The sequence below is a fragment of the Blastomonas sp. AAP53 genome (assembly GCF_000331245.1).
Lineage (GTDB): Bacteria > Pseudomonadota > Alphaproteobacteria > Sphingomonadales > Sphingomonadaceae > Blastomonas.
This window is the reverse complement of sequence record NZ_ANFZ01000009.1, coordinates 423,474-434,625: the sequence shown is the minus strand read 5'-3', so window position 1 is coordinate 434,625 and position 11,152 is coordinate 423,474. Positions and strand designations below refer to the sequence as shown.

At 62.2% G+C, this 11,152-nt stretch carries 11 protein-coding genes and 1 tRNA gene; 2 read left to right on the top strand and 10 right to left on the bottom strand.

Annotated elements, in window-relative coordinates; all coding sequences use genetic code 11:
• Positions 1 to 34: 34 nt before the first annotated feature.
• From D618_RS0109010 to D618_RS0108990, 5 genes are read right to left on the bottom strand one after another with little or no spacing between them, the layout of a single operon-like run.
• Positions 35 to 1,045 (bottom strand): hypothetical protein, encoded by a 1,011-nt coding sequence (locus D618_RS0109010; RefSeq protein ID WP_017671181.1) that lies wholly within the window; start codon positions 1,043 to 1,045, stop codon positions 35 to 37.
• Between the two features lie 4 nt (positions 1,046 to 1,049).
• Positions 1,050 to 1,676: a dTMP kinase gene (tmk, locus tag D618_RS0109005; protein WP_017671180.1), complete on the bottom strand. Its 627-nt coding sequence runs from the start codon at positions 1,674 to 1,676 to the stop codon at positions 1,050 to 1,052.
• Positions 1,677 to 1,682: 6 nt separating this feature from the next.
• Positions 1,683 to 2,828 (bottom strand): D-alanyl-D-alanine carboxypeptidase family protein, encoded by a 1,146-nt coding sequence (locus tag D618_RS0109000; protein ID WP_017671179.1) that lies wholly within the window; start codon positions 2,826 to 2,828, stop codon positions 1,683 to 1,685.
• A gap of 57 nt (positions 2,829 to 2,885) precedes the next feature.
• Positions 2,886 to 4,013 carry a septal ring lytic transglycosylase RlpA family protein gene (locus tag D618_RS0108995; protein WP_017671178.1) on the bottom strand — a complete coding sequence of 376 codons (1,128 nt, stop codon included), beginning with the start codon at positions 4,011 to 4,013 and terminating at the stop codon, positions 2,886 to 2,888.
• Positions 4,014 to 4,037: 24 nt separating this feature from the next.
• A complete protein-coding gene (locus D618_RS0108990; protein ID WP_017671177.1) occupies positions 4,038 to 5,132 on the bottom strand; it encodes a lytic murein transglycosylase in 1,095 nt (364 codons plus the stop codon).
• A 207-nt stretch (positions 5,133 to 5,339) separates the two neighbouring features.
• On the opposite strand from D618_RS0108990, the gene D618_RS0108985 reads away from it, so the two are divergent.
• A tRNA-Ser gene (locus D618_RS0108985) sits at positions 5,340 to 5,429 on the top strand.
• Between the two features lie 94 nt (positions 5,430 to 5,523).
• On the opposite strand, the gene D618_RS0108980 is transcribed toward D618_RS0108985, so the two are convergent.
• From D618_RS0108980 to D618_RS0108960, 5 genes are all read right to left on the bottom strand, one after another.
• On the bottom strand, positions 5,524 to 5,922 hold the full coding sequence (locus D618_RS0108980) for a hypothetical protein (RefSeq protein ID WP_017671176.1): 399 nt from the start codon (positions 5,920 to 5,922) through the stop codon (positions 5,524 to 5,526).
• A 116-nt stretch (positions 5,923 to 6,038) separates the two neighbouring features.
• A complete protein-coding gene (locus D618_RS0108975) occupies positions 6,039 to 6,479 on the bottom strand; it encodes a copper resistance protein CopC (RefSeq protein WP_081590465.1) in 441 nt (146 codons plus the stop codon).
• Between the two features lie 144 nt (positions 6,480 to 6,623).
• Positions 6,624 to 7,385 carry a copper resistance protein CopC gene (locus tag D618_RS0108970; protein WP_152414614.1) on the bottom strand — a complete coding sequence of 254 codons (762 nt, stop codon included), beginning with the start codon at positions 7,383 to 7,385 and terminating at the stop codon, positions 6,624 to 6,626.
• A gap of 104 nt (positions 7,386 to 7,489) precedes the next feature.
• Positions 7,490 to 8,329 (bottom strand): hypothetical protein, encoded by an 840-nt coding sequence (locus D618_RS0108965; protein ID WP_152414613.1) that lies wholly within the window; start codon positions 8,327 to 8,329, stop codon positions 7,490 to 7,492.
• A gap of 331 nt (positions 8,330 to 8,660) precedes the next feature.
• Positions 8,661 to 8,969: a hypothetical protein gene (locus tag D618_RS0108960; protein WP_017671172.1), complete on the bottom strand. Its 309-nt coding sequence runs from the start codon at positions 8,967 to 8,969 to the stop codon at positions 8,661 to 8,663.
• A 239-nt stretch (positions 8,970 to 9,208) separates the two neighbouring features.
• Here D618_RS0108960 and D618_RS19020 point away from each other — a divergent pair, with 239 nt between their 5' ends.
• Entirely contained in the window at positions 9,209 to 11,113 is a 1,905-nt protein-coding gene (locus tag D618_RS19020; RefSeq protein ID WP_193746703.1) for a sensor histidine kinase, read from the top strand.
• Positions 11,114 to 11,152: the final 39 nt, after the last annotated feature.

The window sequence follows — 11,152 nt, the reverse complement described above, 5'->3', positions numbered from 1 at the left end:
GTTCTTGCTGAGGTTGGCCGGATCTGGATGGCTGCTATCTAGGCGGGGCCAGCCGCGCCAGCAAGCCGCCAATTTGAAAGGCGACCGCTGCCGCGTCCAGATTCAGCACCACCGCACGCGAGGCGAGCGCGCCGATCTCCTGCCAGGCGGCGATCGCACCAGGCAGCCGGTCGTCGCGCAGGTTGCGTATGCGCCGTGCGGCAAAACGCGGCGCATAATGCAGCAGCGCTTGAAAACGGTCACGGTTGGCCTTGTTGGCCACCAGCGCGCCCAGAGCGATGCGCGCGCGGTGCCCCGGATCGCCATGATCGGCAATTTCGGTGAGCAGCGCATCGATCCGCGCCATATCGAGCCCTGCAAACTTGAGCGCTTGGCCCGGCGCACCCTGCCCCAGCCGGACCAGCGCTGCAATTTCGGCATCGGGCAGTTCAGGCCGCGCCGCCCGCAGCGCATCAGCCATGTCGGTATCGCTGAGCGCAGGAAAATCGAGCACCAGGCAGCGCGAGCGTATGGTGGGCAAAAGCCGCCCCGGATTATGCGCGATCAGCAGAAAAACGGTGTCCGCCGGCGGCTCTTCCAGGCTTTTGAGCAGAGCATTGGCGGCGTTGCGTTCGAGCAGATCGGCTGAATCGAAGATGATCACGCGCCGATCGGCCAGGCTGGGGCGTACGGTCAGCCGGCGCTGCAGCGCACGGATCTGATCGACCTTGATGTTGCGCGCCAGATCATAGGGCTTGCCGTCTTCGGCCTTGCGCGCTTCCTTGTCGTTCTGCGGCCCCAGGGTGATGTAGTGACAGTCCGGATGCTTGTCCTGCACCAGCAGACGCCCTTCGGGCCCTTCGAGGTTGCCGTTGAAATGATCGCCCTGGTCATGGGGGCTGCGGGTCAGAAGATGTGCAGCGGCAGCCAGTGCGAAGCTGCGCTTGCCGATACCTTCGGGCCCGGCAAGCAGCCAGCCATGATGCAGGCGGCGCGCCTGGAACGCCCGCAACAGCGTGGCTTCGGGCTCTGCATGGCCCTGCCATTGGGCGGTCGATGGCGTCATGACGTCATGCCATCAACGGCTGCAGCGCCGCAACGATGCGGGCGTGCACGGCGTCGCTGGTCCCGCTCGCGTCGATCAGACGGAACCGTTCGGGTTCGGCCTCGGCAAAGCTGCGAAACGCGGCAACCACCTTCGCGTGATAATCTGCATCGCGCCCGCCGATCCGGTCGCTGTCTGCCCCATCGCGCAGCACCGCACGGCGCGCTGCCTCGTCAGCCGGGAGCTCGAGCAGCAAGGTACAATCGGGAAGGAAGCCCTCGGACCCGAAGCGGTGCAGGCTCAGGATTGCCTCATCGCCAAGGCCGCCTGCGACGCCCTGATAGGCGCGGCTGCTGTCGAGAAACCGGTCGGAGATCACCCAGCCCCCAGCCTCGACCGCTGGACGGATCAACCGGGCCACATGATCGGCGCGAGCGGCGGCGAACAGCAGCGCTTCGCTACGCGCATTCCAGCGGTCTGCACCACCTTCGAGCAACAGGCTGCGGATGGCCTCTGCGCTGTCGGTACCGCCCGGCTCACGGGTGATGGTGACGCTGAGCCCCCGATCGCGCAGCCGCTGTGCGAGCAACCTGATCTGAGTCGACTTGCCGACCGCCTCGCCACCTTCGATCGAGATGAAGCGACCGCGCATTGCGCGTCAGGCGCCGAAGAAGGAGAGGATTCCGGCCCAGATGCGCCCGAAGAATCCAGCCTCCTCGACCGCTTCGCCAGCCACCAGCGGCATCACCTGGCGGTCCATGCCCGGCGCTGACACGACGAGGCTGGCGACCTGCTGGCCCTTTGCGATCGGCGCCTTGAGCGGACCCTGATAAATGACCTTGAGCGAGACCTTGTCGGTATCGGCGGTGCGCGGCAGAGTCAGCGACAGATCACGCGGTGCCACCAGTGGCAGCGCGCGGGCGCTCCCCTGTTGCACGGGCGCGGTATCGACGGTCTTGCCCTTGGTGAACAAAGGAACAGACTTCCACGAGCGGAAGCCCCAGTTCATGAACTTGACCGATTCATCGACACGTCCGTTGAAGCTGTCGAGCCCCGCAACGACCATCACCAGACGGCGGCCGTTCTGTTCGGCCGAACCGGTAAAGCCATAGCCTGCCTCGTCGGTGTGCCCGGTCTTCAGGCCATCCGCACCATCCACCCGGCCCAGCAGCGGATCGCGATTGGGCTGGGTGATGCCGTTCCAGGTGAAGCTGCCCTTGGAATAGAACCGCTTGTACAGCTTGGGGTGGTTGCGGATCGTCGCGGTTGCCAATGTGCCCAGGTCGCGCGCGGTGACCATCGTCACCCCTTCGTCGGGCCAGCCGTTGCTGTTGCCGAACCGGCTGTTGTCGAGACCGATTTCCTTGGCCTTCTTGTTCATCATGTCGACGAAGGCTTCTTCGGACCCGGCAATACCTTCGGCCAGGACCACGCATGCGTCATTGCCCGACAGGGTGACGATGCCGTCGAGCAAATCGGCAACGGTCACCTTGCTGCCGACCGCCAGGAACATGCTCGATCCCTGGTTGTTCCACTTGCGCCATGTCTCGGGCGACACGGTCATCGTCTGGTCTAGCTTGATCTCGCCCTTCCTGAGCAGATCGAAGGCGACATAGACGGTCATCATCTTGGCCATCGACGCCGGTGGAATGGGCTTGTCCGCGTCGCGCGAGAACAGCACGGCGCCAGAGGACAGGTCGGTCATATAGGCGATGGGCGCTTCAGACACATAAGCGGGTGCAGCGGCGACGACCGGGGTTGCGAGCAGCGAAAGCAGAGCGAGGCCGAGAATCGGGGTTTTCATCAGTATTCCATGGTTTGCTTGTTCAGGGGCGCGGGCCTTGGCTCCAGCCCGTTCTCTTCAGCGACCGGAGTCTTGCTGGATTCGAGCCCCCTGATAGCCGTTCCTCTTGGCCAGAGTAACCCCCTGCTGAGCAGCATCGGCACTGGGATAAGGGCCATAACGCACGCGGAATATCTTGCCATCGCCGCTGGGCTGCGCCTTTGCCCCTATGCGCTTGGCCAGTTCATCGGCGCGTGCTTTGGATGAAAAGGCGGCGACCTGAACGAAATACGAGGCGCTGGCAGCAGCAGGCTGTGCCGATGGTGTCGAGGCGGCCGACGGCCGGTTGCCGCTGGCGTTGCTTTCCGATGCCACTGGGCGCTGCGGCCCGCCCTCGACGATAAACCGGTCCCCGCTCTGCGCGCGCGGCGGCTGCGGGGCAGGTCGTGTCGCGGGCACAGGCTGAGCCGTTGCTGCCTGGCTGTCGACCTGGCTGACGGGCTTAGTCTTTGCTGGCCTCGGCAGCTTGCCGGGTTTGCCGGGTGTGGCGGCGGGCGGCGTTGCTGCAGCAACAGGAGCCGCGACCGGTGCGGCCGCGGTGTTCGACGGGCGATCCTTGCCTTCGAGCCTAAGCCGCAACGGCACGAGCAGCGATTCAGGCGTATCCATCCGCATCGCCACCGGCTGACCGGTGCGCAGCATCGCACGCTCTGCTTCTGGCGGGTTGACGCGGCGGACCCGCACCGGGAACGCCCCCTTCTCCAGAACGCCTAACTGCCGTGCCGCGCCATAAGACAGGTCGATCAACCGGTTGGAGGCTGCAGGACCACGATCGTTCAGACGCACCAGAATGGTCTTGCCGGTATCGAGTGCGGTCACCTCGACATAGCTCGGCAGCGGCAAGGTGCGATGCGCACCGGTGATCCCATCGGGGTTGAACAGCTCGCCATTGGCGGTGTTGCGGCCGTTCAGTTCCTTGCCGTACCAGCTGGCATAACCGGCCTCGTCGTAATTGAACACATCGACCGGAATGTAGGTAATACCGCCCAGTTCATAGGGCTCGCCCAGCTTGACGGGATAGTCTGCGACGCTGCCAGCCACTTGGGGAGGCGCCGTATCCAGGCTGCGGCTGACATTGCTGCCGCCGCCACAGCCCGACAGCAGGAGCGCCGTTGCACCCGCGCTTGCGATCATCCATGTCTTCATAACCCGTCCCCCTTGGCCACAGGCCTAGTTGCGTACGCCATCTGCCAGCAGGCCGACCGACATCGCATAATAATTGGAGCAGTTATAGTCGAGGATCGCCCGGTAGTTGCGCGTCAGAAGATAGCCCTGCGCATCCAGCCCCAGCGTGATCAGCAAGGATGCCTGCACCTTGTCGTCATCGGGCCAGACGCCGCCCGCCGGATACACGCCCAGCGCCTTCCATTCGCGCATCGTCTTCCACTCGCTATGCCGTTCGACCGCACGCGCGCATTTGCGCACTGGCTCGCGGTTGGCGATGGCATCGACGTTGAGGCTCGAGGGTACAGATACCGCAAAGCCCCAGGGCTCGCCCCGCCGCCAGCCGGCCGCCACCATGTAATTCGCGATCGATGCAAAGGCATCCGCCCGGCTCGACCAGATCTCTGCCTTGCCATCGCCATCGCCGTCCTTGGCGAGCTTGAGATACACCGAGGGCAGGAACTGGGGATAGCCGAACGCCCCGGCATAGCTGCCCCGTAGAACCGAGCGCGGCACACCCATGTCGACCATCTTGAGCACCGCGATCAGCTCGCCCTCGAAGAGCTCGCGCCGACGGCCTTCGTACGCCAGGGTGGCCAGCGCACGCGGTAGATCGGTCTTTCCCATGATCGTGCCATAGCTGGTCTCATGCCCGAAGATCGACACCATGATCGACGCCGGCACGCCGGTCTGCTGCTCGATCCCGACCAGCCGGGCGGCCTCATCGGCATAGACCTGGCGTCCCTGCCGGATCTTGGCAGCGTTGATCCGCTTGGCCATTTCGGGCCCGAAAGAGGGGAACGCCTGTCCTGCAGGCGTCGGCGCAAAGCGGCGATCGAGCGCAGCTACGCTGTCGTCGAAACTGAGGCCGGGCAGAACCGCATCGATGGTCCGCTGCGATACGCCCTCGCGCCGCGCGCGTGCAGCGACGCTCCCTTCCAGATAGGCCCGGAACCCTTGCGAAACCTGGGTATCCACACCCGGCAGCGGCTGCACGATCTCCCGCTGCGCCGTGCTGGGCGACCCGCAAGCCAGCAGCGCCGTAGTGCCAATGGCGACGGCCAGGCGGTTGCCAAGCCTGTGTACGATATTGAAATCCATGCGATACTCCCGGCACCGGTTGTGCCACACAATGCGACGAAGGGGAAAGAGCGAACATCGGTCACCCATCCCGCCATGGCCACGCTTGACCGGCGCTGAACCACGTTGCGCGGTGCCTTACAAGTTTCGCTTTGCAGATTTTACCGCCTCCGCTAACAAACGCGCCGCACAGCGCGAGGCTGCACGCCCTGCCCCGCGCTGGTCAGTGGAAGAGTGTCCGAGTGGTTTAAGGAACCGGTCTTGAAAACCGGCGAGGGTGCAAGCTCTCCGTGGGTTCGAATCCCACCTCTTCCGCCACCTGCAGAACCTCGAGCGGATCTGCGGTGGCGATTGGCATTGCATTTCTAACGGACTGCTCGGGCTGGGTTTTCGCTGGGCAGCATGCCGGGTATCAGCCAGCCAGCAGCTTGACTTCAACAGCTTCGACCCAGCCAGAATCGCACTCTCCGAGGTAATCGGTCTCTGTCTCTACCGGCGTGGTGACCCCGCAATCAATGTCGGGGAACATGCTGTAAACAATGCCGACCATCGATCCGTCAATGCTGTGTTCGCACACCCAGACGGGGTTTCCGGCTGCCAGATAATCAACAATCTCCAGATCTGTGCTGTAACCCGGGTATACGCCCACAGCGCTTTCTGGTGGCTGATCCGCGATGACACCATAGCTGCAAGGGTCAGTGCCCGTCGCGCTCAGGGTAACAGGCTCGTTGCCACCCGAATATCGCGGTTGCGCCGACACGGGGGCGGCAACAAGGCTTGCCATCAATACCAGCGACGATGTCTTGAGCATGCAAATTCCTCCAACTACTTGAAAACGGACGACCCGCTTGTTCTCGCCATTCCATCACTCGCATCACACTGACGCCCTGTATCCACTACAGGCGCCTGCGCCGGCTAAGCGCCATGTCAGCCGGGGTCGGCGGGCTTGGCCTCGTCCGATCCGACTGCAGATTGCGGTACGGGCAGGTCGAGGGTGAAGCTGAACGAGCCAGACTTCGGATCGGCGGTGCTACCTGTGCCTGCAACCGCGACCGCGTAGCTGATCTGGTATTGCCCGGGCACGGTCAAAGATTTGGGTAAGGTGAACGCAAACATCTCGCCTTTCTTCGGAAAGAAGGCCGTCTCTGCATTGTAGACTTCAGTCTGGGTCGTATCGGGATTGACGATTGTCACAGACACCAGATCCACGGTGCCTTCAAATCCGATTTGCACAAATTGCACTTCCTCCCGCTCGATACTGTCGGCTTTCGGGGAGGAATAGGTCAGATCTGTCTTCGCAGGCAGGCTAAAGGCGGGTGCTGCGCAAAACAGGGGCGCGATCGCCAGCAAGGATTTGGCAAGTCTCATGAGTTCTGTCTCCAGTCGGGTTGGTGTCTGAACAGCGCTAGCGTCGGCCTGGCCGCCGCTGGCATAAGCTGATCGATCAGTTTCATGGGAACGACAGGGGGGCGACGGGCAGGCGATTACTGCCGACACGTTGCCATTTACATGTCATTCGCCGGGACCACTGACCGTGAATTTGGCGGTGCTTGTCGTCTCCGATACGCTGCCGTCGGGATGCGACACGGTAAAGCTGTATTTGATGCCATACTTGCCCGGAGGCGTCAGGCTGGGGTCGACGGGAAATTTGAACTTCTGCCCGGTCAGCTCGCCTGTGACCGGCGTATCGGCACCAACAATCGTTGCGATGGTTTCCATGACGGTTTCAATGGAGACACCGTCATCGACCTCCACCATCCGCACCAGATCAAGGCTTTGCAGCGTAATGACCTGGTCCAGGTTCATCACAATCTCGGTGAGCGGTTCCGACAGATAGCTACCATTTTGAGGCATCTGCACATAAAACTTGGGCGGGGGATATTTTCCCTGCAATTCGAAATAGATGTAGCCGTTCAGCGATTTGACCGATTTTCCGGACACAAGATATGACAATTTGTATCTGCCCACTTCGGTCAGCGCAGCGGGTAGCGGCAGCTCGAAAACCTTGGCAGGCGCCGTGCTTTGGGAGAAATCGTTGTCCGGGGGATAGACGCTGATCTCCTCGCCCGACGGGTCATAGATGCTTAAGAGGACCAGTTCGACCGGCTTATCGAACTCCAACCGCACTGCGGTGAGCGGCTGTTCTTTCAGCACGTCGTCCTTCGCCGGGAATGATTGGACCACCTTGGCGGATTGCGGATTTTGTGCCGCAGCGGGGACGGCGACCAACGCCGTCAGCATTGCCACTGCAGCCATCGAAAATCGGCGCTTCACTCTGAATTCCTTCGGTTACCTTGGCTTGATGCTGTAACAGAGGCGCTGCCTTGATCGTCCCATTTCCCTGGGGGGATGCGGACGCCGGCAGCGCCGCCGTTGGTTCAGCAACCGCCTTTTTTCTTCTTCTTGCCAAGCCCGCCGAGCGCGCCGCCCAGGGCCGCCCCGGTGCGGCCGCCGAGCACGCCGCCGACAGCTGCACCAACGTCCGATCCGGAGATGCAATCGGCTGCTGTGGTGGCAGGTTCGCTTGCCGAAGCAGGCGCAGCGGAGGATGCGCCCGAAGACTTGTCTGCGCCCTTGAAGAAGGCCTTGGCATCGGGAGACAGGCCTGATGGGATCGAGTTATAATCCAGCCCATCGTTCATGGCGTTCGCGTAGATGTCGTTGAAGTCCCTGGTCGCAGCGAGATCAACTTCAGCATAGGATAGGTGCTCGTAATTCGATGTGCACCAGATGCCCCAATCGTCCAGCTCACCCGGCGCACACGGCTTGCCGTTCTTCAAGCGCGCAATGGGCGCGTTTTTGATTTCCGTGAAGCACTGCTTGTTATTGGTCGATGCGCGCCAGCCGGTTGGGCAGCGGTTGAGGATGCCGGCCCTCGCGATGCCGCCGGATACGTCGGCAAAGCGCACGGTCATCCTGTCATATGAGGTGCACACCAGATCATTGATTGTATCGACAAAATAGCCCTGATTGCACGCAGTACTCTTGTTCTCTCGGACATAAACCGCTGGCATTGGTTTGACGACTATAGATGGCACACAAAAAGTGTCAGTCTCACGATTCCATCCATAAGGGCATAGGCCCCTTTCCCTTGGCAATTCCAGACGCCCCGTTGTGCGTCCCTGCGCCCCAGCCGATGGGGCAGTTGCCAGCGAACCGGCGGCGCACAGGATAAGCCCGGCAGCAGCCAGCATGGTCTTGGATGAAAGTGAACGCATCGAATATTCCCCTGATGTGAACGTGGTAACAGATGGCTCCCATGCTGATGCAATCGCGCTGGTTGCCTGCTTGGTAACTGGATAAAAACGCAGGAGCGCCGCGTCGCGGCAGCGCCCCCGCAAGTGTCCCACGGGGCCGGGTCGCAACGACCCCGCGGACCTGGATCGACCGCCGCGACCACAGCCCGCGTCGTAACGCAGTGGCCAGCGAGGTGTGATTTTGGCAGCGCGGCGGGGTGGCCGCGCTGCCGGTCGGCCGCACTGGTCCGGGTCGCATTCAACCGGTGCGGTCAACATCCTTGTGTGTCTTCAGCTCATCCGGAACGGAGCCTCAGGGCTTCTTGGTAGAGCACCACAGACGCGACACTTCATGATAGCCCTCGGCACAGGTTTCCTTTTCGCTCTTGGCGTACAGCTTTGGCGAGGATGACCCCAGCGGGAAGCACATCGAGACGTCGGTTTCACTGTTCTTGGTGCTGCTCCAGCCGCTGGGGCAGGCAACAGCCTTGCTCGTTTTCTTGACACCTTCGCGATTCTGTCCCTGCGCATGGGCCGGCAGGTTCGCACTGGCGACGATGATACCGCCGAGCAGAGCCAGGTTGGCGAGTGAAAGGGCTGCTGCGATGAAGGCTTTTCTCATGGCTTGTCCTCTGGGCAATCAATGCTGTGGCAGCAGAGCTAGAGGCAGGCTGGGCGGCACGATACCCCATGACTTATGGCTCCCATAACATGGGATATCGACGCCCTGATCGGTTCACCCTGAAGGGGCAGTGCCTGACAGGCACACCCCGCGATGGTCATTGATGCACGGCAGAAATTTTGTTCCTTCCCAAGGGCATGCATTTCTTGCATCACGCCAGCGTAATTCGGGGGGATAACGTGGCACTGGTTTTGAGGCGGATGAACTGGCGGCAGCTGGCCATGCTGACGCTGGCGATTGGCATGGCGCAGGCCCTGTACTGGGTGGTGATTGACCAGTTGGTGTTTCGTGCCGATCCAGGCGATGCCCCGGCGATGGCACAGATCAGCGATGTCGAGATCGCCCGGATCAGGCAACCCACTCTCGCCGAAGCCGCGACCGCCAGCTACCAGCCCGTGACCTTGCCATGGACATATTGCTGCGACACCGCCCTGTTCGCGGTTCGCATGTCCTTTGCGGTCGATAGCGTGCCCGCAAATGGCCTTGGCATCATCTCCTATCTTGAAGTCGACAACTACATTCTCGCCGTCAACGGGACACCCATTGTCGAACGCGGCGGCATGGAACCGGGAGCGGGCAGTTTCGATGGGCAGATCCGCACGCTTACGCGCATACCTTCCGGTCTGCTGCGACCCGGAGACAACACCCTCACCTACATCACCTTGCGTGATGGTTTTCCCTATACCGACATCCTTGCACCCAAGATCGCCGATTACCGAGCGCTTGAAGCCTATAGCGCGCGCAGCTTGTTCCTTGCCTCCGGTTTCCCATTGGTCAGCGGAACCCTGTTGGGCCTGCTCGGCCTGCTTGCAACGATCATGGTGTTTCGCTCGGACGACTGGCGGTTTGCCGCCTGGCTCAGCCTGCTGTGCGGTTCGTTCGTCGCCCTGTTCGGCTATTTCCTGTGGCTCGATCCCCCGGTTGATGGCTGGGGCCGAATGCTAGCCTTCTTCGCAATCTCCGGGCTGATTCCCGCAACAATGCTGTGTTTTGTCGATAGCTGGACCGGCAGGCCGGTGCCATGGCTCCAGCCCGCCGCCATGGCGGTCTATGCCGCCGTGATCGCGGTGATCGGCTGGTATATCTATACGGTCCCGATGCCTGAGGGCTTTGATGTGCCCACGCTGATCTGGATCTGGCACCTGATGGGCTCGGCGATTGCCGTGGCTGCCCGTCTGCTGTGGCACTTTGTTACCACGCAGGAAGACCGGCTGCTCGAGAGCAGCCTGCTGACGGTGATGGCGGCGGCACTATTTCTTGATGCGAGTTCGGCCTGGTTTCCCGAGCAGCACCTGCCGGCGGGCAATGTCCGCTATTCGTCGGCCTTCCTGATCCTGGCCATGATGGCGGCTTTCCTTGCGCGCAACTTCCGCCTGTTCCAGTCGCAGGGCGCGCTCAACGACATGTTGCAGGCGAAGGTGGCGTTGCGCGAGGCCGAGTTGGCCGAGGCTGCGCAGCGCGAACGGGCGCTGGTCCGCGAACAGGCGCTCGACGAGGAACGCCGCCGCATCATGCGCGATCTCCACGATGGCCTGGGCAGCCAGCTGATGTCGATCATGCTTTCGGCAAGGGTGGGCATCGCCGAACCAGCGACGGTGGCAGAAGGGCTGCAATCGGTGATCGACGAGATGCGGTTGATGGTCGATTCCATGGACTCTGTCGGGGAATCCTTGGGATCGGCGCTGGCGACCTTCAAGGCGCGGGTTCAGCCCCGGGTTCAGGCGGTGGGGATCGACTTCGTCTGGAAGGAAGACGAGAGCATCGGCGCGATCAGCGTGTTTGGCCCACGCGATGTGCTCCAGATTTTCCGTGTGTTGCAAGAGGCTGTGACGAACGCGCTCAAGCACGCCCAGTGCAGCCGGATCGCGGTCACGGCGGCACGTAGTGACGACGGGCTGGTGCTTGAAGTGGCCGATGACGGCAAAGGTCTGGGCACCGACGAGAGTGTCGGTCGCGGCCTGGCCAACATGAAATCGCGCGCACAATCGGTGAACGGTGTTGCCAGCATCCTGCCCGGTCAGGATGGCCGGGGCACCAGGATCGTGCTGGCACTGCCGCTGGAACGGGCGGATGTGGCGCTGTGACATGCCATATCATGGTATCTTCGCAGCGCATGCGAACTG

Excerpts from the sequence above, each read along its gene's own strand:
- D618_RS0109010 (WP_017671181.1), bottom strand. The coding sequence starts at position 1,045 with ATGACGCCATCGACCGCCCAATGGCAGGGCCATGCAGAGCCCGAAGCC.
- tmk (WP_017671180.1), bottom strand. The coding sequence starts at position 1,676 with ATGCGCGGTCGCTTCATCTCGATCGAAGGTGGCGAGGCGGTCGGCAAG.
- D618_RS0109000 (WP_017671179.1), bottom strand. The coding sequence starts at position 2,828 with ATGAAAACCCCGATTCTCGGCCTCGCTCTGCTTTCGCTGCTCGCAACC.
- D618_RS0108995 (WP_017671178.1), bottom strand. The coding sequence starts at position 4,013 with ATGAAGACATGGATGATCGCAAGCGCGGGTGCAACGGCGCTCCTGCTG.
- D618_RS0108990 (WP_017671177.1), bottom strand. The coding sequence starts at position 5,132 with ATGGATTTCAATATCGTACACAGGCTTGGCAACCGCCTGGCCGTCGCC.
- D618_RS0108980 (WP_017671176.1), bottom strand. The coding sequence starts at position 5,922 with ATGCTCAAGACATCGTCGCTGGTATTGATGGCAAGCCTTGTTGCCGCC.
- D618_RS0108975 (WP_081590465.1), bottom strand. The coding sequence starts at position 6,479 with ATGAGACTTGCCAAATCCTTGCTGGCGATCGCGCCCCTGTTTTGCGCA.
- D618_RS0108965 (WP_152414613.1), bottom strand. The coding sequence starts at position 8,329 with ATGCGTTCACTTTCATCCAAGACCATGCTGGCTGCTGCCGGGCTTATC.
- D618_RS0108960 (WP_017671172.1), bottom strand. The coding sequence starts at position 8,969 with ATGAGAAAAGCCTTCATCGCAGCAGCCCTTTCACTCGCCAACCTGGCT.